This is a genomic window from Micromonospora sp. NPDC049662 (genome assembly GCF_040675055.1).
Classification (GTDB): domain Bacteria; phylum Actinomycetota; class Actinomycetes; order Mycobacteriales; family Micromonosporaceae; genus Micromonospora.
The window spans coordinates 176,684-199,125 of the sequence record NZ_JBFAOC010000004.1; the positions used below are offsets into that span (position 1 = coordinate 176,684).

20 protein-coding genes are annotated in these 22,442 nt (G+C 70.5%); 9 read left to right on the plus strand and 11 right to left on the minus strand.

Going from position 1 to position 22,442, the window contains the following annotated elements; translation table 11 throughout:
- Positions 1–40: 40 nt before the first annotated feature.
- Entirely contained in the window at positions 41–1,648 is a 1,608-nt protein-coding gene (locus AB0J36_RS05195) for a protein kinase family protein (protein ID WP_357131326.1), read from the minus strand.
- Between the two features lie 422 nt (positions 1,649–2,070).
- A complete protein-coding gene (murJ, locus tag AB0J36_RS05200) occupies positions 2,071–3,828 on the minus strand; it encodes a murein biosynthesis integral membrane protein MurJ (RefSeq protein WP_357171755.1) in 1,758 nt (585 codons plus the stop codon).
- Positions 3,829–3,954: 126 nt separating this feature from the next.
- On the opposite strand from murJ, the gene AB0J36_RS05205 reads away from it, so the two are divergent.
- Positions 3,955–5,415, plus strand: a complete 1,461-nt coding sequence (locus AB0J36_RS05205) for a CCA tRNA nucleotidyltransferase (protein ID WP_357131332.1) — start codon at positions 3,955–3,957, stop codon at positions 5,413–5,415.
- Positions 5,416–5,519: 104 nt separating this feature from the next.
- Here the strand turns inward: AB0J36_RS05205 and AB0J36_RS05210 are convergent, their stop codons facing one another.
- Genes AB0J36_RS05210 through AB0J36_RS05225 form a run of 4 tightly spaced genes read right to left on the minus strand, consistent with a single transcriptional unit; the run spans position 5,520 to position 9,234 of the window.
- Complete coding sequence (locus tag AB0J36_RS05210; protein WP_357131335.1) at positions 5,520–7,016, minus strand: SPFH domain-containing protein; 1,497 nt, start codon at positions 7,014–7,016, stop codon at positions 5,520–5,522.
- Positions 7,017–7,044: 28 nt separating this feature from the next.
- Positions 7,045–7,566, minus strand: a complete 522-nt coding sequence (locus tag AB0J36_RS05215; protein WP_357131797.1) for a hypothetical protein — start codon at positions 7,564–7,566, stop codon at positions 7,045–7,047.
- Between the two features lie 40 nt (positions 7,567–7,606).
- Positions 7,607–8,719, minus strand: coding sequence for a hypothetical protein (locus AB0J36_RS05220; RefSeq protein WP_357392252.1), 1,113 nt, complete (start codon positions 8,717–8,719; stop codon positions 7,607–7,609).
- Positions 8,716–9,234, minus strand: a complete 519-nt coding sequence (locus AB0J36_RS05225) for a SigE family RNA polymerase sigma factor (RefSeq protein ID WP_357131341.1) — start codon at positions 9,232–9,234, stop codon at positions 8,716–8,718. The genes AB0J36_RS05220 and AB0J36_RS05225 overlap by 4 nt, the downstream gene beginning before the upstream one ends.
- Before the next feature lie 69 nt (positions 9,235–9,303).
- Between AB0J36_RS05225 and AB0J36_RS05230 the strand changes: the two genes are divergently transcribed.
- On the plus strand, positions 9,304–9,783 hold the full coding sequence (locus AB0J36_RS05230) for a methylated-DNA--[protein]-cysteine S-methyltransferase (protein WP_357392254.1): 480 nt from the start codon (positions 9,304–9,306) through the stop codon (positions 9,781–9,783).
- A gap of 151 nt (positions 9,784–9,934) precedes the next feature.
- Here AB0J36_RS05230 and AB0J36_RS05235 read toward each other — a convergent pair whose 3' ends face one another.
- Positions 9,935–11,014, minus strand: a complete 1,080-nt coding sequence (locus AB0J36_RS05235; RefSeq protein WP_357131347.1) for an inositol-3-phosphate synthase — start codon at positions 11,012–11,014, stop codon at positions 9,935–9,937.
- A 23-nt stretch (positions 11,015–11,037) separates the two neighbouring features.
- Positions 11,038–11,676, minus strand: coding sequence for a PadR family transcriptional regulator (locus AB0J36_RS05240; protein ID WP_355048596.1), 639 nt, complete (start codon positions 11,674–11,676; stop codon positions 11,038–11,040).
- A 175-nt stretch (positions 11,677–11,851) separates the two neighbouring features.
- Here AB0J36_RS05240 and AB0J36_RS05245 point away from each other — a divergent pair, with 175 nt between their 5' ends.
- The gene (locus AB0J36_RS05245; RefSeq protein ID WP_357131351.1) at positions 11,852–12,307 is read left to right on the plus strand and encodes a DUF5318 domain-containing protein; all 456 of its coding nucleotides are present in this window, start codon (positions 11,852–11,854) and stop codon (positions 12,305–12,307) included.
- A 139-nt stretch (positions 12,308–12,446) separates the two neighbouring features.
- On the opposite strand, the gene AB0J36_RS05250 is transcribed toward AB0J36_RS05245, so the two are convergent.
- Positions 12,447–13,133 carry a hypothetical protein gene (locus AB0J36_RS05250; RefSeq protein WP_357171763.1) on the minus strand — a complete coding sequence of 229 codons (687 nt, stop codon included), beginning with the start codon at positions 13,131–13,133 and terminating at the stop codon, positions 12,447–12,449.
- 4 nt (positions 13,134–13,137) lie between these two features.
- On the opposite strand from AB0J36_RS05250, the gene AB0J36_RS05255 reads away from it, so the two are divergent.
- A complete protein-coding gene (locus AB0J36_RS05255) occupies positions 13,138–15,306 on the plus strand; it encodes a transglycosylase domain-containing protein (protein WP_357171764.1) in 2,169 nt (722 codons plus the stop codon).
- A 196-nt stretch (positions 15,307–15,502) separates the two neighbouring features.
- The gene (locus AB0J36_RS05260) at positions 15,503–17,023 is read left to right on the plus strand and encodes a glycosyltransferase 87 family protein (protein ID WP_363660122.1); all 1,521 of its coding nucleotides are present in this window, start codon (positions 15,503–15,505) and stop codon (positions 17,021–17,023) included.
- Positions 17,024–17,148: 125 nt separating this feature from the next.
- On the opposite strand, the gene AB0J36_RS05265 is transcribed toward AB0J36_RS05260, so the two are convergent.
- Together AB0J36_RS05265 and AB0J36_RS05270 are read right to left on the minus strand one after the other, a co-directional pair.
- Positions 17,149–19,362 (minus strand): hypothetical protein, encoded by a 2,214-nt coding sequence (locus tag AB0J36_RS05265; protein ID WP_363660123.1) that lies wholly within the window; start codon positions 19,360–19,362, stop codon positions 17,149–17,151.
- The gene (locus AB0J36_RS05270) at positions 19,359–20,150 is read right to left on the minus strand and encodes a deoxyribonuclease IV (protein WP_357131363.1); all 792 of its coding nucleotides are present in this window, start codon (positions 20,148–20,150) and stop codon (positions 19,359–19,361) included. Before AB0J36_RS05270 ends, AB0J36_RS05265 begins: the two co-directional genes overlap by 4 nt.
- A gap of 631 nt (positions 20,151–20,781) precedes the next feature.
- On the opposite strand from AB0J36_RS05270, the gene rpsF reads away from it, so the two are divergent.
- The 4 genes from rpsF to rplI all read left to right on the plus strand — a co-directional run bounded on the left by rpsF (position 20,782) and on the right by rplI (position 22,441).
- Positions 20,782–21,072 (plus strand): 30S ribosomal protein S6, encoded by a 291-nt coding sequence (rpsF, locus tag AB0J36_RS05275; RefSeq protein ID WP_007453836.1) that lies wholly within the window; start codon positions 20,782–20,784, stop codon positions 21,070–21,072.
- A 90-nt stretch (positions 21,073–21,162) separates the two neighbouring features.
- Positions 21,163–21,699: a single-stranded DNA-binding protein gene (locus tag AB0J36_RS05280; protein ID WP_357131366.1), complete on the plus strand. Its 537-nt coding sequence runs from the start codon at positions 21,163–21,165 to the stop codon at positions 21,697–21,699.
- Between the two features lie 41 nt (positions 21,700–21,740).
- Positions 21,741–21,980, plus strand: a complete 240-nt coding sequence (rpsR, locus tag AB0J36_RS05285; RefSeq protein WP_007073789.1) for a 30S ribosomal protein S18 — start codon at positions 21,741–21,743, stop codon at positions 21,978–21,980.
- Between the two features lie 14 nt (positions 21,981–21,994).
- The gene (gene rplI, locus AB0J36_RS05290; protein ID WP_007453817.1) at positions 21,995–22,441 is read left to right on the plus strand and encodes a 50S ribosomal protein L9; all 447 of its coding nucleotides are present in this window, start codon (positions 21,995–21,997) and stop codon (positions 22,439–22,441) included.
- The last annotated feature ends 1 nt before the right edge of the window (position 22,442 follow it).

Below are 22,442 nucleotides of genomic sequence, written 5' to 3' on the forward strand. Positions count from 1 at the left end.
CGCGTCCGGCTGATGCGGTGTCCGGGGCGTGCCGTGCGGCTCACGAACCCTGGACCGTGATCTCCTGCACTCCCAGCTTGAAGCCGCCGTCGTCGCCGTTGGGCGGCAACTCGGTGAACCAGAGCAGCAGGTACCGGTACTTCTGGTCGGCGTCGAACCCGTTGAAGGTCATCGTGGTGCCGTCGTGCTCCTTGAGGACACCGATCTCCGTCTTGTAGTTCGACACCATCGACTTGTCGCCGTTGGAGGTCGCCGGGTAGGTCGTCGTGCCGGCGAGCAGCTTCGCGGTGGCGCCTCGACCGGAGAGCACGGCCTGTACCGACTTCACCGTGTGCGGGGCGCCCAGGTCGAGCCAGACACCCATGCCGGACTTGAGGTTGCCGTACGTGGCGTTCGGGTAGCGGTCGGTCTCCCAACCCTTGTCGTTGTCGCCATCGGTCATCTTCTTGGCGCCGTCGAGCTCGTCCCGCGGGGCGCTGTCCGGGTCGATGATCCGGATGTCCTGCACCTTGAGATTGCGCACCGTGGCGGCGGCCGGGGTGGCCTCGCCGGCCGGAGCGCTGGCACTCGGCGTCGCCCCGGCGGTCTCCTGCGGGTCCTTGTCGTCACCGCCGAGCGCGCTGATGCCGATGAGCAGGCCGACCAGCGCGACCGCCAGCAGACCGGCGATGCCGATGGCGACCTTGCGACCGCCCGCGGCGGCCAGCGGCGACGGCTCTTCCCCGGTCTCGGCGGTGAACCGCAGCGGCCCGCCGTTGTCGAGGTAGTGCTCCTCCTCGGCCGGCACGTCCAGCCGGGCCAACTCGGCCGCCAGCACGTCGGACGACGGCGGCGCGATGTCGGCGTCGAGCAGGTCCATCGTCAGGTCGTCCAGGTACGCGGGCACACCGGCCCGCACCTGGCGGGGCGCCGCGAGGGCGGCTCCGGCGTCCCGGACGGCGTCGGGGATGGCGGCCCGCCCGTGACCGGCGGTGGCCCCGCGCAGCGGCGCCTCGGTGTGCGGCCAGTGACCGGTCAGCGCGAAGTAGAGGACGCCGCCGACCGCCCGGATGTCGCTCTCCTGGCTGTCGTCGCCGTCGGTGCGGGCGTCGGCCAGGACCACGCGGCCATCATCGCTGATCATGACGGTGCCGGGGTGGACGTTGCCGTGCACCATGCCGGTGGCGTGCACCGCGGCCAGCGCGCTGGCGACGGCGTTGCCGACAGCGGTGGCGCGAGCCGGGTCCAGCGGACCATCGGCGGCCAGATCGCGCAGCGACTGCCCGTCCACCCACTCGCGGACCACGTACGCCCGCTCGGCCTCGTCGATGGCGTCGTACACGCCGACGAGGTTGGGGTGGATGACCCGGCTGGCCGCGACGGCCGCCTGAAGCATCTCGGTGGCGGAGTCGCCACCCGGGTAGCGCAGCACCACCGCGACAGGGCGGCGCAGGATGACGTCGACCCCGCGCCAGACCAGCCGACCCGCGCTGTCGTTGTTGATGTGCTCGACCAGCTCGTAACGCTCGGCGAGGATCTCACCGGCCGTGGGAGCACCGAAGGTCATGATCGGAGGAGCGCTCTCGTCCGCCTCCTGACCCTCGCCGACCTGGGTCACCCGTCCTCCCTCGGTGATCGTGTCGATCGATGGACCCGTACTGCTGGGCATGTGGCTTCCCGCTCTGCCGTTGAAGGAACCGGCCAACCGGTGTCGGCGCCTGCCGTACCCGTCGAGAGCGACCTTACCCGGGTTGCCCGTCTCCCCGACATGTCATCTTCTTGCCGTACCCGGCGGGGTGCCGGGGATCGGGGAAGTCGTCCGGTTACGACCGTTGTCAGCCACGTTGCTGGCACATGTACTAGCTAATCTACGGCTTCACCACAAGTGACCGACGTCGGGGCCGGGCCGGGCGTGCCGCCCTCGTCCACCAGCCGGTTTCCCGCCGATCGGACGCCTACGCTCAGCCGTACGGCTGGTTATCCACAGGCCGATCCGGCGGCTGACCGGTGAATCGCGGAGTTATCCACAGGGACATCCCCAGGCTGGTGATCGCCGGTCACGTTCCGTGTGGCCGAGACTGTGGGTGTGGCTCAACGACCGAGACGCCGACGGACCATGCCGACAACCTCGGTGATCTCTCCGATCCGCAGCGCCATGGCGAGCCCGAGGTAAGTCCCGCCGATCACGGCGCCACCGATCACGAGCTGAAGGACGGCCTGTATCCAGCTCGGCGTGTCGCCGCCGGGCAGCAGGCTCACCACGAGCAGGCCGACCAGGGCGGCCCCCAACGCGGCCACGAGGACCCGGCCGAGCGTACGCAGGATGGCGCCCATCCCGATCCGGCCGATCCGGGGGCGCAGCAGCCACGCGGAGGCGAACGCCGCCGCCAGGTAGGACACGGCGTTACCGATCATCATCCCGGCCGCCGCGAAGTGCGCGGCGAAGGCGACGTAGAGCACCACCTGCACGCCGATCCGCAGCGCGACCACGGGAATGTTGATCAGCGCCGGGGTGCGGGTGTCCGGCAGGGCGTAGAAGGCGAAGGTGAAGAGCTGGCTGATCGCGAACGGCACCAGTGCCAGGGCCGCGAGGAGCAGCACCAGTGAGGTGTCGGCGGCGTTCTCGTCGGTGAACGCGCCGTACCGGAACAGCGTCACGGCCAGCGGGGTGGCCAGCACCGCGTAGCAGACCGCGATCGGGGCGAGCACCGCCGAGACCGTGCGGGTGCCCCGGGACAGGTCGGCGGCGACGTCGGCGTAGCGGCCGTCGGCGGCCGCCGCGCTCATCCGGGGCATCAACGCCGTGATGATCGAGACGGCGATGATGCCGTGCGCCATCATCAGCAGCAGGAACACGTTGTTGTAGATCAGCGGACCGGCGGCGTTCTCCTTGCCCGCCCTGTTCAGCAGGTTGAACAGCACGATCAGGCCGACCTGGCTGACCGCGACGTAGCAGAACATCCAGCCGCCCAGGCGGCCCAGCTCACGCAGTCCGAGGGTGCGGAAGTCGAATCGGAGCTTCCAGCGGAAGCCGACCTTGCGCAGGGCCGGCAGCAGTCCGGCGGCCTGGATGGCGACACCGACCAGGGTGCCGCCGCCGATCAGCAGGATCCGGCCGGTGGTCATCTCGTCCGGCTTGACGATCGTCGCGCCGAAGATCGCGATGTAGAGGCCCGCCGTGGCGATCACCACGATGTTGTTCAGGATCGGCGCCCACATCGGCGCGGCGAAGTGCCCCCGAGTGTTGAGCACCGCGCTGATCAGGGCGCTGAGACCGGTGAAGAAGATCATCGGCAACATCAGGTACGACAGCGCCGTGACCAGATCCCGGAAGTCCGCCCCGGTCTTCTTGCTCGCGTAGAGCGAGGTCAGCACGGAGGCGAAGGCCACCGCCACCAGCGCCGCCGCGGCCAGCGCCAGCACCGCGAGGGTCAGCAACCGCTGGGCGTACGCCTGTCCGCCGTCGCTGTCGATCTTGCGGCGGCGGACCAGCACCGGGATCAGGACACTGGTGAGGATGCCGCCGAGCAGGAACTCGTACACCATCCCGGGCAGGATCTGGGCGGTCGTGTAGGCGTCACCTACCAGCGCGCCGCCGAGCGCGGCGGTCAGCGCGAGCGTGCGCAGGAAGCCCGTACCCCGGCTGACCAGGCTCCCGATCGCCATCACCGCGCTGTTGGCCGCGGCGCTCGTCTCGCCCACCTGTTCCTGCGGCGGAGCGGTCGACTCCATGGCCGGCTGGTTCAGCGGCTCGGCGGAGATGAAGGTGGCGCCGTCGGAGGGGCGGATGTTGGCTCCCGCACCACCGTCCCGCGCGGCGTTCGCGCTGCGGTAGAGCCCGCCGCTCATCTCCAGCCTCCCAGGGGTACGTCGAGCCGGGCACCGACCCGCACGTCACAGACCTTAGTCAACCCGCACCCGTTACCCGCGCCCGGCGGATCGGATCACACCCCGGCCCGATAGGCTGGCGATCCCATGTCCGAAGCCTCCGCTCCCCACGCCGCCGACCGCCGCGACCTCACCGCCGCGCAGCGCAACGCCGTCGCCGAACTGCTCCGGGTCTCCCCGGTCGCCGACGAGCTGGGCCGCCGTTTCGTCCGTGCCGGCCACGAGCTACACCTGGTGGGCGGTTCGGTACGCGACGCGCTGCTCGGCCGACTCGGCGACGACCTCGACTTCTGCACCGACGCCCACCCCGACGAGACGCTGCGGATCATCAAGGGCTGGGCCGAGTCGATCTGGGAGACCGGCCGCGAGTTCGGCACCATCGGCGCCCAGCGCGACGGCCTCCGGCTGGAGGTCACCACCTTCCGCGCCGAGTCGTACGACCAGGTCAGCCGCAACCCGGTGGTGGTGTACGGCACCAGCCTCGACGAGGACCTGAAGCGGCGCGACTTCACCATCAACGCGATGGCGGTCAGCCTGCCGGACCACCGCTTCACCGATCCGCACGGTGGGCTGGCCGACCTTTCGGCGCAGGTCATCCGTACCCCCAGCACCCCGCGGGAATCCTTCGGCGACGACCCGCTGCGCATGCTGCGGGCCGCCCGGTTCGCCGCCCAACTGCGCTTCGCCGTCCACCCGGACGTGCACGTCGCGATGACCGAGATGGCCGCCGACCTGGACCGGATCACCGCCGAGCGGATCCGTGACGAGTTCACCAAGCTGCTCTGCGGCGCGGACCCGATCACCGGGCTGCGTCTGCTGGTCGACACCGGTCTGGCCGAACGGTTCCTGCCGGAGCTGACCGGGCTGAAGCTGGAGATCGACGAGCACGCCCAGCACAAGGACGTCTACGAGCACACGCTGACGGTGGTCGAGAACGCGGTCTCCTACGAGGAGGAGGGCTGCGACTTCGTCCTGCGGATGGCCGCCCTCATGCACGACGCGGGCAAACCGGCGACGAAGGCCGTCGGGTCCGACGGCCGGGTCAGTTTCCACCACCACGAGGTGGTCGGCGCCCGGCTGACCAAGGCCCGGATGAAGGCGATGCGGTACCCCAAGGAGATCACCGCGAAGGTGACCGCGCTGGTCGCGCTGCACCTGCGCTTCTACGGGTACGGCCGGGGCGAGTGGACCGACTCGGCGGTGCGCCGTTACGTCGCCGACGCCGGTGACCTGCTGCCCCGGCTGCACAAGCTGACCCGCTCGGACTGCACGACCCGCAACCGTCGCAAGGCGGCCCAGCTCGCCGCCGACTACGACGCGCTGGAGGAGCGGATCGCCCGGATCGCCGCCGATGAGGATCTGGCCCGGGTACGCCCCGACCTCGACGGCAACGCGATCATGGAGCTGCTCGGCGTACCTCCGGGGCCGATCGTCGGGCGGGCCTGGAAGCACCTCAAGGAACAACGCCTGGAGCACGGCCCCCTGGACCGCGACGCCGCCGAGGCGGAGCTGCTCCGCTGGGCCCGCGCCGAAGGCCTGATCCCCTAACCCTGCCCCGCCCCTGTCGCGCCGAGCCCACCGAGCGCCGGCAAAGCGAAAGGAAGGGCCCCCTATACAACGCCAGGCGATAACAGGGGGCCCTTCCTTACGCCTCAGGCGTCGAGGGTGGGCTTGGTTGCTCCGTTCGTGGATGCCGAGCCGAGGCGGGCCAGCAGGCCAGCCAGGTCGATGCCGGTGAGGTCGCTGCCGAGCTGCAGACCCTGCGCCACGTTGCCGGCCACCGACTTCGTCAGCGACGACGCGCCGTCGGTGGAGATGACCGTCATCTTGTCGATCGCCCCGATTGGAGCGCTGGCCGCCTCGACGACCTGCGGCAGGACCTTGACCAGCAGGTCCAGCACCGCGGCCTCGCCGTACGCGGCGAACGCCTCGGCCTTGCGCGCCATCGCGTCGGCCTCGGCCCCACCCCGGGCCAGGATGGCCGCCGCCTCGGCCTGACCCTCGCGCTCGACGGCCTCGGCGATCGCGGAGCGCCGCCGCTGCTCGGCCTCACCCTCCTTGGCGCCCTCGATCGCGTTCGCCTCGGCGAGGGCCGCCCGTCGGGCCCGCTCGCCCTCACCGGTGAGCCGCGCCTGCTCGGCGGAAGCCTGCGCGGCGGCGATGACGGCCTGGCGCTGCGCGTCCGCGCTGAGCACCGCCGCGTTGCGGGCCGCCTCGGCCTCCTGCTCCACCTTGTACCGGGCGGCGTCGGCCGGCTTGCGCACCTCGGTGTCCAGTTGGCGCTGCTTCAGCTCGGCGTTGCGCTCGGCCACCTTCTGCTGCTCGGAGAGGATGGCCTGGTCCCGTTCCGCCTGGGCGAGCGGCCCGGCCGCGGCCGACCTGGCCTTCGCCGCGTCGATCTCCGCCTGGATGCCGGCCTGCTTGAGGGCCAGGTTGCGGTTCGCCTCGGCGATGGCCTCCTCGGCGAGCAGCCGCTCCTGCTCGGCCTGCTGCCGGGCCCGCGCCTCGGCGATGGCCGCGTCCTTGAGCACCCGGGCGGCCTCGGGGCGGCCCAGGTCCTGCAGGTAGGAGCCCTCGGCGAGGATGTCCTGGAGTTGGAAGGTGTCGAGCACCAGACCCTGGTTGGTCATCGAGTGCTCGGCCTCCTCGGCCACGGCGCTGGCGAACGCCGCCCGGTCCCGGATGACCTCCTCGACGGTGAGCCGGCCGACGATCGAACGCAGCGCGCCCGCCAGCACCTCCCGGGTGAAATTGTCGATCTCGTCCTGTTGGTGCAGGAACCGCTGGGCGGCCGCCCGGATCGCGTCCTCGGTGCCGCCGACCTTGACGATCGCCACGCCGTGCAGGTCGGCACGGATGCCCTGCTTGCTGACCGCGCCCCGGATGCCGACGTCGATCCGTCGGCTGGACAGGTCGAGCGACTGGAGCTTCTGCACCACCGGGAGCACGAAGACCGAGGCGCCGAGCACCACCTTCTGCCCGGAGGTGTCGGTCGACCGGCCGCCGTCGGCGGTGTGCGTGGTGCGTCCCTTGCGGCCCGTGACGATGAATGCCTCATTCGGCCCGGCCACCTTGATCCGGGACAGCACGAACAACACCAGGACGAGCGCGAGGACGACCGCGCCCACGACAGCTATCAACAGGGGCATGAAGGGGGGTCCTGTCTACGAGAAGGAATCAGTACGTCTCGACGTGCACGCTTGTCTCACTCAGCGCCTGCACGACGAAGACCTGCGCGCCGAGCGGGATCGGCTGGTCGGCGCGGGCGTTGAGCTTGATCGGCTGGCCGGCGACGCGTACCCGCACCTCGCCGTACCCGTTGAGGGGTACCGGCGTGACGACCAGGCCGAGCGCGCCGACCAGGTCGTCGCGGGTGGGGGTGGCGTCGGTGCGCATGTTGCGCGCCGCCCGACTGAAGCGCGACGCCAGCCACGCGGTGGGCACGGCCGCGAGCACACCGCCGGCCGCCGCGCCCGCGATCATCCCGGGGGTACGGGCACCCAGCAACTCGTTCACGATCGCTCCGCCGAAGCCGAACGCTCCGGCGAAGCCGGCGACCGTCTCGGTGGAGATCGGGCCGTCCACGTCCGGGTGTCCGAAGTGGAGCAGCCCGCTACCGAGCAGGGCGAGCGCCAGCACCGCGACGCCGGCCCCACCGATGATCAGAAAGATGAGCGTCCCCGTGGCCACGACCTGCACGGTATCGACGCCGCGCAACGCCGATGAACGGTCGATCGGCTCAACGAGGCGCCATGCTCACCTCCAACTCGGACAGCTGTTCGGGCAGCGGCTGGCGGACGAGTTCGCGCCCCGTCGTGTCGGCCAGCACGACGTCACCCTGGTACGGCTGCCGGTAGAGCAGTCGGTCGTCTTCGACCCAGGCGGCGTCGGCGACCGGCAGCGGATTGACGACCCGCCCGGTGACGGTCTCCACCAGCAGCGGCTCCTGTTGGCCCTGCACGACGACCAGGCGCCCGTCCGGCGACCAGGCCCACGGTCCGGCGGGATCGCCAGGTAGCGGCTCCGACCGGGTCGGTCGTCCGTCGTCGGCGGAGAACATCTGCACGCCACTTCGGGGGTGCCGGACCGCCTCGGACCGTGGCTTGCCCTGGGCGGTCTGTGGCAGTGCCACCTCCCGGCCGTCCCGGGTCCAGACGAAGGAGCACTGGTCGGTGCAGAAGTAATTCTTCCGGGACACCTCGTGGGTACGCTTCGTGCCGTCCCGCTCGACCACGACGAAGCCGAAGTGGTCCAGCGCGGTGGTGGTGAACAGGAGGCGGCGACCGTCCGGTGACCAGGTCGGGCGGTTCAGCGCACGGCCGACCTCGTGCCAGCGGGTCTTCCCGGTCGCCATGTCGACGAGGCCGACCTCGCGTGGACGGTCCTCCTCGACGACCGCCACCAGCGACCCGGTCGGTGCCGGGTAGATGCCGTCGTAGCGGTCGGTGGGGACGTAGCGGCCCCGGCTCCGGTCCAGCAGGAATCCGCCGCCCGACCCGCCGGCGAACTGTGCCCGGGTCACCACCCAGTTACCGGGCAGCACCAGCGGCGCGGCAGCCCAGTTCGCTCCCGGGGTGGGCCGGATCGAGGGCGACGCCGTGATCGAGGGTGAGGGAGTCACGGTCGGGGGCGGCGTCGCCGGGTTCGGGGCCGGTCGGGGTCGGAGCAGCACGAATGGCACAGCCGTCGCGACGATCGCGACCATTGCCGCCGCGCTGATGACCAGTCGACGCTGACGGCGCAGCCGGCGACCCCGGCTGAGCGCCTGGCCGGCGAGGCCCGGAGCGGGTGCGGCGCCGTTGGCGAGGTCGCGGACGGCCCGGCGGAGCATCTCGTCCAGATGCGTGGTCATCGCGTCACCCCCGGGCGGTCGGTCAGCTCGTCCAACCCCGGCACCAGGCGTCGGAGCCGGGCCAGCGCCCGGGAGCTCTGGCTGGCGACCGTTCCGGCCCGGCAGCCGAGGAGTGCCGCGGTCTGCTCGACGCTCAGGTCCTCCAGGTAGCGCAGCGTCAGCACGGCCCGTTGCCGTGGCGGCAGCGCCCGCAGAGCCTCCAGCAGCAGCAGGCGCAGATCCGTTTCGCTGCCGTCGTCGTCGGCTGCCGCCAGCTCCGGCACCTGGGCCACGGGCACCTCACTGCGCCGCGCTCGTCGTCGCCAGCCGGACACCTGATCGTGGTAGAGGATGCGTTTGACGTACGGCTCGGCATCGCCCCTGATCCGCGGCCAGCGGGCGTACGCCTTCGCCAGCGCGTTCTGCAGCAGGTCCTCCGCCGCGTGCTGGTTCCCGGCCAGCGCGTACGCGACGCGCAGCAGGGCGGCACCCCGCTCCTCAACGAACGTGGTGAATTCCCCGTCGACCTCCGCCACCGCCCACCTCCGTAGTTCAGACGCCGAGCGGCAGCGGAACTTTGCCTCGTCGCGGGGGACAATGGGTTTGTGCGCTGGACTGTGCTCGACTCGCCGATCGGGGAATTCTCCGTGGCCACCGATGGCACGAGTGTGTGCGGAGCCCACTTCGGTCGGGTGGACACGGCCGTCGAGGAGCCGGGCGATCCGCTGTCCCGGCAGGTCGTGGCCGAGCTGCGGGCGTACTTCGCGGGTGCGTTGACCGCGTTCACGGTTCCCGTGTCGGCCCCGCGCGGCTCCGAGTTCGAGCGGGCGGTGTGGCGGGAGATGACTCGCATTCCGTACGGCGAGACGCTGACGTACGGCCAGGTGGCGCGGCTGGTCGGCGATCCCGGAGCGGCACGGGCGGTGGGGGTGGCCTGCAACCGCAACCCGATCCCCGTGATCGTGCCGTGTCACCGGATCGTCGGCGCGGGCGGCAAGCTGGTCGGTTTCGGCGGCGGCCTGCCCCGCAAGGTCAGGTTGCTGGAGCTGGAGGCGGGCGTGGCTCTGCGGCAGGCCTGGTCCTGACCCGTTGATCGTTGGCTGCTGAGCGACGCGACACGCGGGGGGAACAGGGTGCTGCTGGGCTGCCACCGATCGCCGCACCGGCAGTGCCCGAACGCGGCGAGGGCCGGGTCCTGTCGGACCCGACCCTCGGCCGTGCTGGTGGTTCAGCGGGTCAGCGCTCGACCTCGCCGGCGATGAACTCCTCCACGGCCTGGTGGGCGTCGTGGTCGGCGTACTGCACCGGCGGGGACTTCATGAAGTACGACGAGGCCGACAGGATCGGGCCGCCGATCTTGCGGTCCAGCGCGATCTTCGCGGCCCGGACGGCGTCGATGATGACACCGGCCGAGTTCGGCGAGTCCCACACCTCGAGCTTCAGCTCGGCGTTGAGCGGGGTGTCGCCGAAGGAGCGACCCTCCAGGCGGATGTACGCCCACTTGCGGTCGTCCAGCCACGGCACGTGGTCCGACGGGCCGATGTGCACGTCGCTCTTGCTCATCTCGTGCGGGATCTGCGAGGTCACCGACTGGGTCTTCGAGATCTTCTTCGAGACCAGGCGGTTGCGCTCCAGCATGTTCATGAAGTCCATGTTGCCGCCGAAGTTGAGCTGGTACGTGCGCAGCAGCTCGACACCGCGGTCCTCGAAGAGCTTCGCGAGCGCGCGGTGCACGATGGTGGCGCCGACCTGGCTCTTGATGTCGTCGCCGACGATCGGCAGGCCCGCATCGGTGAACTTCTGCGCCCACTCGGGGTCGGAGGCGATGAAGACCGGCAGGGCGTTGACGAACGCGCAACCGGCGTCGATCGCGGCCTGGGCGTAGAACTTGTCGGCCTGCTCGGAGCCGACCGGCAGGTAGGAGACGACGACGTCGACCTGCGCGTCGCGCAGCGCCTGGGCCACGTCGACCGGGGTGGCGTCGGACTCCTCGACGATCTCGCGGTAGTACTGGCCCAGACCGTCGAAGGTCGGGCCGCGCTGCACGGACACGCCGGTCGGCGGCACGTCGCAGAGCTTGATGGTGTTGTTCTCGCTGGCGACGATCGCCTCCGCGAGGTCCATGCCCACCTTCTTGGCGTCGACGTCGAACGCCGCGACGAACTCAACGTCAGAGACGTGGTAGTCGCCGAAGGTGACGTGCATGAGACCCGGGACGCGGTCGTTCGGGTCGGCGTTGCGGTAGTACTCGACGCCCTGAACCAGGGACGAGGCGCAGTTACCCACACCGACGATGGCGACGCGGACGGAGCCCATAGCGTCTGCCTCCTTCTTTTCTGTCACGGCCGCTCTTTCCTGGTCTCTCCAGGCGGAGGCGGGCTGTTGTCTTCTCGTCGGCCACCGGCTGTCCCCAGGTGGGGGACCGTCGGGGCTCGGCCGGAGCGCTCGTTGGCAATGAGCTCCTCCAGCCAGCGGACCTCACGCTCACAGGCGTCCAGGCCGTGGCGCTGCAGTTCCAAGGTGTAAGCGTCGAGGCGCTCGGCCGCCCGGCCCAGCACGTCGCGAAGGCCTTCACGACGTTCCTCGATCTTGCGGCGGCGACCCTCCAGAATGCGCAGGCGGGTCGCCTGGTCGGTCCGGGCGAAGAACGCGAAGTGCACACCGAAACCCGTGTCGTCGTACGTCTCGGGCCCGGCCTGTGCGATGAGCTGGGCGAAGCGTTCCTTGCCCTCCGCGGTGATTTTGTAGACCACCCGACCTCGTCGGCTGGTCAGCGCGGGAACCTCCTCGGCGGTGGCGGGTGTCTCGGCGGCTTCGGTGATCCAGCCCGCCGCCTGCAACCTGCGCAGGGTCGGGTAGAGCGAGCCGTAGCTGATCGCCGCCCGGATCGCGCCGAGTTTGGCGGTCAACTCCTTGCGCAGCTCATAGCCGTGCATCGGAGACTCCTGCAGGAGGCCGAGGATGGCGAATTCGAGCACGAGCCACCCTCCCTTTACCCTCCGGCGCGGAGCGGTAACCGCCGCGATGTATCGGACCGATACATCGCACGTTAGCGGCTGCCGCCGGCCAGGGCAAACCCCCGTTCCGGGGTGCTTCCGTCACGCATCGTGACCGTGGTCGCCTCGTCGGGCCGGACCGCGTACCCTTCACCGCATGCGTACGCAGCGCCAGATCGTCGACTACTCGCTTCAGAAGCGAGCAGTGCTGCGTGAGCTGATGGCCAGCCGCATCGGTACGTACGACGTGTGTGACGCGTCGCCGTACCTGAAGAACGCTGCACGCTTCCACGGTGAGCCGACCGACCTGCGCTGCCCCATCTGTCGCAGCGAGAATCTGACCCTGGTCCACTACATTTACGGGGACGAACTCAAGCAGTCCGCCGGACAGGCCCGGACGCTCGCCGAGCTGCCCGTACTGGCGATGACGCTACGTGAGTTCCAGGTCTTCGTGGTGGAGGTGTGCCTCGGCTGTGACTGGAACCATCTCGTCGAGCAGTACCTGCTCGGCCGGGACGGTCTCACCGGCGACGGCGACGGTGTTGGCGCTGACGGGCAGGACGCCGCGGCCACCGAAGGCGTGGGTCGGCGGAGGCGAGAGGCGCAACGGTGATCTCAGCGGGTTGGACCGGCTCCGGGGCTGGGGACATGACCCGGGACGGCCGACCACTCGTTGGTCCGATTAGCCCGATTGATTCGGCAATGACCCTGGCGAACCGGCACCCTCGTGCCGGCGGTCCGGGTGAAGCAACTCACGGCAACCCGGTGGCGGCGCTGTCGCGCCCCACCGCGACCGGCAGGGTGTGAAGAATGAACTCGTACGGCGATCCCAGCTCCGCGCGCGGTCGGGCCCAGTACCCGGGCCCGGACGGTGACCCCGGACCGGGCGCGGACGACGCGTACCGCAGACCCGGCGGTGACTCCCGCGCGGGCGGTTGGTCCTCCGCGGAGCCCGCGGCGCCCCCCGGCCGGGCCTCGGTGACACCGAGAGCCGCCGGCGGTCGCGCGTCGGTCGGTGGCTCGGCCTCCGTGCCGCCCCCCGGCGCTGCCGCCGGATCCGCGTCGGTGGGCTCGGCCACGCCCGGCCGCAGCGGTCGGGCCTCGGTGCCGGTGTCGCCGGCACCGGGTGCGGCCGCGGGTCGCGCCGGCGCCGGACGGGCCTCCGTCCCGGTGTCCCCTGCGCCGGGAGCGCCCGCCGGTCGGGCCCGGGTGGGCACCGCCGCCGTCGGCGCCGCCTCGGCGGGCCGGGCCAGTGTCGGCTCCGCGTCGGTGGGTGGCCGTGCCGCGGTCGCCCGGGCGAGCGTCTCGCCGGTCTCCGGCGGGCCGGGTGGTCCCGGCGGTCCGAATGGCCCGGGCGGACCGAACGGGCCCGGTCGCGGTGGCCGGGGCGGTCGCGGCGCGGGTGACCCCGCCGCGGCGGCGCGGGCCAAGAAGCGCAAGCGGATGAACCTGCTGATCGCCGGGTTCGCCGTCTTCATCATGCTCGCCGGTGCCGGCGTGGTCGGGTTCACCTACTACTCGACAAACGTGGTCATGCCCGAGGAACTGCCGCTGCCGCTGTCCACCACGGTGTACGCCAAGGACGGCAAGACCACACTGGCCAGGCTGGGCAGCGAGAACCGCACCTTCGTCACCATCGACCAGATTCCGGAGCACGTGCAGCACGCGGTGGCCGCAGCCGAGGACCGGAACTTCTACCGGCACTCCGGCGTCGACTACAAGGGCATCGTCCGTGCCGCCTGGAACAACGTCTCCAACGGTGACAAGCAGGGCGCGTCGACGATCACCCAGCAGTACGCCCGCAACGCGTTCGAGAATCTCCAGGACGACACGTACGGCCGCAAGGTCAAGGAGGCCATCCTCGCCTCCAAGCTGAACGACGCGTACAGCAAGCCGGAGATCATGCAGCACTACCTCAACGTCATCTACTTCGGGCGTGGCGCGTACGGCATCGAGGCGGCGGCACAGACGTACTTCGGCAAGCCGGCGATCAAGCTCACGCCCGCCGAGGGCGCGGTCCTGGCGGCGCTGATCAAGCAGCCGGTGGCGACCGACACCCACAAGGGTTACGACCCGGCGGTCAACCCGACCGACGCGAAGACCCGGTGGGACTACGTGATCGACGGGATGAAGAAGGAGAAGTGGCTGGACCCCGCCGCCCCGATCGCGTACCCGAAGGTGCTGCCACCGAAGAAGGGCGGCAACGGCTTCGGCGTCGACAGCCCCCGGGGCAACGTCATCAACTACGTCCGTCAGGAGATGGACGCGATGGGCCTCTGCTCCGACAGCGGCGCGGAGGGTAAGACGAGCTGTGTCGACGCGCTGCGCGACGGCGGCTACCGGATCACCACGACCATCGACCCGAAGCTCCAGACGGCCGCCGAGAACGTCGCCATGCAGTCGAAGAAGGGCTCGGAGCTCAACGACCAGCCCAAGAACCTGATGGCGGCGGTGGTCTCGATCGACCCGAAGAAGGGCCGGGTGCTCGCCTACTACGGCGGTGACAGTGGCGCCGACTTCGACTACGCCGGCAAGAACACCGACAAGAACGGCGACCTGGCCGGTGGTCACGCTCCGGGCTCGTCGATGAAGGTCTACACCCTGGCCGCCGCGATCGAGGCGGGCATCTCGGTGAAGTCGCACTGGGACCCCACGCCGTACAAGCCCGAGGGTTCCAAGGTCGCGATCGGTAACGCCGGCCGGACCAATCTCAAGTGCGGCAAGTACTGCACCCTCGAAGAGTCGACGATCCAGTCGTACAACGTGCCGTTCTACTGGGTCACCAAGGAGATCGGCGCCGAGAAGGTGGTCGACATGGCGCACAAGGCCGGCGTGACCACCATGTGGGGAGTCGACCCGCCGCAGGCGTTCGACCTGTCGAAGAAGGGGCCGAACCCGTTCGACAACTACACCGGTTTCGGCAAGTACCCGCTCACCGTGTTCGACCACGCGAACGCGATGGCGACGTTCGCCAATGACGGCAAGTACATCAAGGCGCACTTCGTCATCAAGGTGGAGCAGCAGGACAAGAGCAACGGTAAGTGGAAGGTCGTCGGCAGCGAGCGCATCAAGCCCGAGCAGCGGATCGACAAGAAGGTCACCGACGAGGTCACCGCGGTCCTGAAGCAGATTCCCGCGCCCAACAATCTCTCGTTGGAAGGCGGTCGCCAGGCCGCCGCCAAGACGGGCACCTGGGAGTACAACAGCAAGGACAACGCGCACGCCTGGACGGTCGGCTACACCCCGCAGATCGCCACGGCCGTCTGGGTGGGCAGTCGGGACATCAAGAAGCCCGAGATCCGTCTCGCGAGCGGTAAGCCCATCGGCGGTTCGACCCTTCCCGGCCCGATCTGGGAGAAGTACATGAACACCGCCCTCAAGGGTCAGGAGGAGATCCCCCTGCCCACCGTCACCGGTGAGGGCGACATCACCAAGGGCAACGGCAAGGAGCCGGCCGCGCCACCGCCGCCGCCCCCGGGTCAGCCCGGCCAGCCGGGGCAGCCGTGTGACCCGCTGACCAATCCGTTCTGCCCCCGCAACGACGGCAACCCCGGCGGGAACAACCCGGGTGGGCCGGGTGGTCCCGGTGGTCCCGGCGGTCCGAACGGTTAACCGCCACCCGACCTGCCACTGAGCACCCTGGAACAAGAGCCACAGCGCACCCGCCGCCGCCGGCCGGACGACCTGTCCGGCCGGCGGTTGACGTAGTGGCACCGGGCACTTGTCGCTTGTCGACGGTGCGGGTTGTGACCTCGACGGGTACACGAGTACATGACGCACCGCTGCGAGTACGGCAGGATGCCTCTCTATGAGCACCCAGTCGACGCCCGGCATCGACGACGCCGGAACCACCGACCACCCGTCCCGCTCCGACGGGTTCGTTCGCGGCCTGTCCGGCGCCATCGGCGGACCGCTGGGCGACCACGCGACGGCACTGGACCGGCCGGCCGGGCAGGAACGACGATTCTGGACCGCAGTCCGGATCGTCCTGGCGCTGGCCTGCCTCACGCTCGCGCTGCACTGGGTGCAGAAGTCCCCGTGTCAGGACGGCGCGTGGCAGAACAACGTCCAGTACAACCGGTTCTGCTACACGGACGTCCTCGCCCTCTACTACGCCGAGGGCCTCAACGAGGGCAAGGTGCCCTACCGGGATCACCCGGTGGAGTACCCGGTGCTCACCGGCTACTTCATGGGCGCCCTCGGTCTGCCGGTGCACGCGATCGGCAAGGGGGACCCGAGCATCAACCAGGGTCAGTGGTTCTACAACCTGAACGCGCTCGTGCTGGGCGCGCTCGCCGTGGCCACCGTCGCGGTGATCCTCGCGTTGCGCCGACGACGACCCTGGGACGCCGCCCTGTTCGCGCTCGCCCCGGCGTTGCTGCTCACCGCCACCGTCAACTGGGACCTGCTCGCCATCGGGTTGGCGGCGTTCGGTCTGTTGGCCTGGGCCCGGCGACAACCGGTGGTGGCCGGCGTGCTGCTCGGGTTGGCCGGCGCGGCGAAACTCTGGCCGCTGTTCCTGCTGGGGCCGATCCTCGTCCTGGCGCTGCGGGCCAACCGGCTCCGCGCCGCGCTCACCGCGCTCGGCGCGGCGGTGGTGGCCGTGGTGCTGGTGAACCTGCCGGCCTACCGCGCCAACCCGGACAACTGGGGTCGGTTCTTCGAGCTGAACACCACTCGGCCGATCGACTGGGGCACGCTCTGGTACATCGGGCGCTACCTCGACGGCAAGGTCGGCAACGACCCCGGCGAGCAGGGCCCGTTCGAATGGTTGAACACCAACATCCCGACCCTCAACACCATCTCGTACGCCCTGTTCGGGCTGGCCTGCATCGGCGTGGCGGTGCTGGCGCTGCGGGCCCCGCGCCGGCCGCGGCTCGCCCAGCTCGCCTTCCTGGTGGTCGCCGCGTTCCTCATCTTCAGCAAGGTCTGGTCCCAGCAGTTCGTGCTCTGGATGCTGCCGCTGGTGGTGCTGGCCCGGCCGAAGTGGGGTGCCTTCCTGGCCTGGCAACTCGCCGAGGTCTGCTACTTCGTGGCCTTCTACGGTGAGCTGCTGGGCGCGGCGACCAGCCGTCCCGTCTTCCCCGAAGGGGTGTTCGTGCTGGCCTCGACGCTGCGGCTGGCGACCGTGGTGACCCTGTGCGTGCTTGTCGTGCGGGAGATCCTGCACCCGGAGCAGGACGCGGTACGCGCCACCTACGCCGACGACCCGGACGGCGGCGTACTGGACGGCGCACCGGACGCCCCCTGGCTGGACCGCTGGCGCCGCCCCGCGACCAATCCCGACCCGGAGCCCGAAACCGCCGCCGCCACCGCCACCACGACCTGATCCCCAGGACCTGACGCGCCGAACCCACGTCAGGTTTGCGGGGGAGCCCGCCCGGCGCAGGGATCAAGCCTGACCGCCCGGAGCCGGGCGGGCTCCCCCGCAAACCGCCCCAGAGGGCGAGCGCATCAGAGCCGATACACCACGGCGTCGCCGACCTCCTGGCGGGTGATGCCGAGCGACTCGACCGGCGCGTCGATGGTGATCTCCCATGGCGTGCCGGGCACCTCGTCGCGTAGCAGCACCACCGTCCGCACGCCGTACGTCCGCAGGTAGTTGACGCTGGTCTGGTCGGGGAACGACTGGCTGGCCCGGCGGAGTTCGTCGAGCTGCCGGGGCGTGAAGCCGCTGCCGCCGTTCGCCACGTCCGGGAACCCACTCGTCGACCAGAGCATGACGTGCTGGTCGATGCCCTGGTCGCTGGGGAGCACGAGCAGCGGACCCTCCGCCGAGCGCATCGCGGCGGGCTGCCTCGGCACCACCGGATGCGGGGTGGCGTTCAACCCTTCGACGGTGACCAGCAGCAGCGGCAACAGCGTGGCGATCCGCAGCCACGGGCCGGGCCAGGACGGCACCCGCTGCGCGGCCAGCTCACGGACCCGGTCGGTGAGGGCGGTGACCGCGCCGGCCGCGAGCAGCGCGAGCAGCAACGTGATCCAGAGCATCAACCGCCCGGGGGTACGCAGCGCGTTCCAGCCCGGCGCGTGCTCGAACAGCGGCACGTAGGTGAAGGTGCCGTCGAAGAAGCGGGTGCCCATCGCGAACACCATCGTGACCAGCACACCGCCGAGCAGGAACAGGCGGTGTCGCAGCCGCCAGACCGAGAAGAACAGCCCGCCGAACGCCAGCGCGTAGAGCACGAAACCCGGCAGCAGTGTCATCTCCGCATGGAACGGCAGCGCCGCGCGGGCACCCTCGTGCAACCCACCCCAGATCCGCGACTCCGCGGGCGCGGTCACGAAGCCGGACGCGGGGGGCGAGAAGATGGAGATGTCGTCGACGGTCCGCTCGGCGTACGGGTGCAGCTCGGTCACCTGGAAGTACGGGAACGCCATCAGCGCCCCCACCCCGGCGAAGAACAACCCGCCGACCAGGTCGGCCACGAGCAGCCGGCGGCCGAACGGCAGGGTACGACCGGACCGCAGCCACTTCACTCCGAACAGCACGGCGGCGACCAGCGCGGCGGCGGCCAGGAAGTACGCGAACGGCAGGCCGATGCCGAAGCCGAGGCTGATCTGCCAGGCCGCCACCAGCCAACCGCCGTACACCCAGCCGTCGTGCCGTCGTTCGGGCCGGTAGCCGTGGCGCAGCGACCAGCCGTGCCCCCGCGCGAGCATCGCGAGGGCCAGCGGGATGCCACCGTTGGAGAGCACGTGCAGGTGCCCGGCCTGGGCGAGCAGCCACGGCGCGTAGGCGTAGCCGACCCCGGCGACGGCGGCGCCGATCCGGCCGGCCCCGAGCTGCCGGGCCAGGGCGTACGCCCCGAGCGTGGCGAGCGCGTGCGCCAGCACGAACATGATGTTGTAGCGCAGCACCGCGTCCTCGGGGCCGCTGCCGAGCATCCCGGCCGGGGCGTAGCCGAGCAGCGTGTCGGAGAACGCGAAGCTCCACAGCTCCGGGAAGAACGTGTTCGACTGCCACAGGCGGGCCGGGTCGGCCAGCAGGATGTGGCCGGACCAGGCCATCTGCCACGCCTGGAGGCTCGGGTCCCAGGTGTCCTGCGGCAGGGTGTAGCGCGGGTAGCGCAGTGTCGGCCAGGTCATCAGCACGGCCAGCGCCAACGAGGCGAGGGCCGCCAGGGTCCACTCGTGGACCAGGGAGCGGCCCACCGGGCGGGCGGCCCGGGTGAGCCAGCTGGGCCGGGGCTCCGGTGCCGAGGCGAACGCCTCCCAGCGGTCGGGGTCGACCGGCTTGGCCTCGTCGGTCGACTCGTCGTCCTTGGCGGTGGCGTCCCTGGCGTCGTCGGCCTTCTTCTCGCTGTCGCTGGTCGTACCGACGCTCGTGGCCCGGTCGGCCTTCTTCTCGCCGTCGCTGGTCGTACCGACGGTCGTGGCCTTGTCGGCCTTCTCCGCGCCGCCCCTGGCGCGACCGTTCCTGCCGGGGGTGCCCGTCGCGGCCGTGCCGGCGGTGTTCGCGGCCTGCTCGTCGGCGGCGCTTTTCGCGGCCGTGCTGGCGCTCGTGCGAGCCTTCCCCTGCGCCGGGTCGTCGCGGGTCGCGCCGTTCGTGGTGGTTCCGGGCGAGGCGGCCGGGGTGTCACCGGTGGGCGGCGCGGCCGGTCGGATGGGTTGGTCGCCGGTGGACGCGGGCCGAGCCTTCCCCGGCTTGGGCTGGCCGGTCGTCATGCTGCCGGGCGCTCCGTCGGGAGCTGCTGGCGCAGGAAGTCGATGTCGGCGGCCTGGCCCTCGACGCCGCCCGGGGTCTCGACGACCACCGGCGCCCCGGCGGCGCGGATCACCGCCACCACCAGCTCCGGGTCGATCGTCCCGCCGTCGAGGTTGTCGTGCCGGTCCTGCCCCGAGTTGAACGCGCCCTTGGAGTTGTTGGCGTGCACCAGGTCGATCCGGCCGGTGATCGCCTTGACCCGGTCGACGAGGCCGAGGAGCTCCTCACCTCCGGCGTACGCGTGGCAGGTGTCCAGGCAGAAGCCGACCTCGTAGTCGCCGACCGCGTCCCAGAGCCGGGCCAGCGCGTCCAGCCGGCGGGCGCACGCGTTGTCGCCGCCGGCCGTGTTCTCGATGAGGACCGGCACGCCGAACCCGCCGGAGTCGGCCGCGTACGCGAAGGTCTTGCGCCAGTTGTCGAAGCCGACCGCCAGGTCGTCTCCGGCGTTGACGTGCCCACCGTGGACGATCAGGCCCTTGGCGGCGATCTCGGCCGCCGCGGTCGCGTGCCCGAGCAGCAGCTTGCGACTGGGGATCCGGATGCGGTTGTTGAGGGTCGCCACGTTGATGACGTACGGCGCGTGCACGTAGAGGTCGACGTCGGTGGCCCGCAGCCGCTCGGCGTCCTCCCGAGGCTTGGGTGCCTTCCATCCCTGCGGGTCGGAGAGGAAGAACTGCACGGTGTCGGCGGACCGTGCTGCTGCCTCCGCCAGCGGGTCGGTCGAATCGACGTGGGCTCCGATACGCATGGCAGCGAGCCTACGTCGGGACCACGGCGGGTGTGCTGACGGTCGGCGCGATGTCGTCACTCCGGCCGTCGGACGATCGTTGAGGGGATGGGATCCGACGAGCGGGGCCCGGGGCTGGGCGCGACGAGGTGCCCGGGTACGGCCAGCGGGTGTTCGTCGGCCCGACAGCGAGGTCACCCCTGCGGCGCGGCCCGGCGTCGCGGGGGGAGACCCGTCGTAGTGCCAGATCGGCCCGGATCCACAATCTCGGAAATTTCTGCCTTTTCGCCCTACACGGGACGACACCCGTTGTATCGTCAGATAACAACACGATAAAGCTCCGCGGGGCGTCTCCGGTCCAACCTCATCGGTGTGGTCGTTCCTCCCCAGGTCCCACCCAAGGAATGCGGACGGGACGCTCCGCGGCCTCGTTGACGGGGGCTCGCCACCGACCAGTGACGGTTGGGTGGCGGGCCCCCGTCGGCATGTCCGGGGCACTGGCCCGACCACCCCGGGCATGATCGTCCGGACCGGGTATCCTGGTCAGGTTGTCCGCGTCCGGCCGGGTTCCCCCGGCACGTGCGGGCAGCGACGCACGACCTCCTGCCACGGAAGGACCGTGGCCGCTTAGCCCACAGGAGGTGAGCACGTCTTGCGTCATTACGAGATCATGGTGATCCTCGACCCCAGCCTCGAGGAGCGCACCGTCGCCCCGTCGCTCGACACGTACCTGAACGTGATTCGGACCGCGGGTGGCTCGGTTGAGAAGACGGACGTGTGGGGCCGCCGGCGCCTCGCGTTCGAGATCAACAAAAAGGCCGAGGGCATCTACGCCGTCGTCGACCTGCAGGCCACGCCTGCTGCCGTGGCTGAGCTGGACCGTCAGCTCCGGCTGAACGAGTCCGTGCTGCGCACCAAGGTCATCCGGCCGGAGATGCGCTAAGCATTCTGTCCGGCATTCAACCCGGTTCGCCCGGATCAGCCTCCGCGACTCTGTCGTACGGCTCTGAGAGCCTGTACGACGAGACGCTGAGTGCGCGAGGAGATGGTCATGGCAGGAGACACCACCATCACGGTCATCGGCAATCTGACCGATGACCCCGAGTTGCGGTTCACCCCCTCCGGGGCTGCGGTCGCCAAGTTCCGTATCGCCTCGACGCCCCGATTCATGGACAAGGCGTCGGGCGAGTGGAAGGACGGCGAGCCGCTGTTCCTCGCTTGCACCGTCTGGCGGCAGGCCGCCGAGCACGTCGCCGAGTCGCTGCAGCGCGGCGCTCGGGTGATCGTCTCGGGCCGGCTGCGTCAGCGGTCATACGAGACCCGCGAGGGTGAGAAGCGCACCGTCATCGAGCTTGAGGTCGACGAGATCGGCCCGTCGCTGCGCTACGCCACGGCGAAGGTGCAGAAGATGTCCCGCTCCGGTGGCGGTGGCGGCGGCTTCGGTGGTGGCGGCGGTGGTGGTGGCCAGGGTGGCGGCGGAGGCAACTTCGACGACCCCTGGGCTTCGGCCGCACCCTCTCCCGCGCGTGCCGGTTCGGGCGGCAACTTCGACGAGGAGCCTCCGTTCTAATGGCGCCGAGCGCCCGCGATCGCAAACCAGGAGCAAGGTCAATGGCCAAGGCTGCGGCACTTCGCAAGCCTAAGAAGAAGGTGAACCCGCTCGACAAGGACGGGATCACCTACATCGATTACAAGGACACGGCGCTGCTGCGCAAGTTCATCTCCGACCGCGGCAAGATCCGCGCTCGGCGGGTCACCGGCGTGACCTCGCAGCAGCAGCGGCAGATCGCCCGCGCGGTCAAGAACGCCCGCGAGATGGCGCTCCTGCCGTACACCGCAACGGCCCGCTGAGAGGAGGCACCGATATGAAGATCATCCTGACTCAGGAAGTGTCCGGCCTCGGTGCCCCGGGCGACATCGTCGAGGTCAAGGACGGCTTCGGCCGTAACTACCTGCTGCCGCAGGGCTTCGCGATCGCCTGGACCAAGGGCGCGGAAAAGCAGGTCACGGTCATCAAGCGGGCCCGCTCGGCCCGTGAGATCCGCGACCTCGACCACGCCAACGAGGTCAAGGGCCAGCTCGAGGGTCTCAAGGTCAACCTGAAGGCCCGTGCCGGCGACGGCGGGCGGCTCTTCGGCTCGGTCACCTCGGCCGAGATCGTCGACGCCGTCAAGGGCGCCGGCGGTCCGGTCCTCGACCGTCGTCGGCTGGAGGTGCCCGGTCACATCAAGTCGACCGGCACCTACCCGGTGAAGATCAAGCTGCACCCCGAGGTCACCGCGTCGTTCAACCTGAACGTCGTTCAGGGCTGAC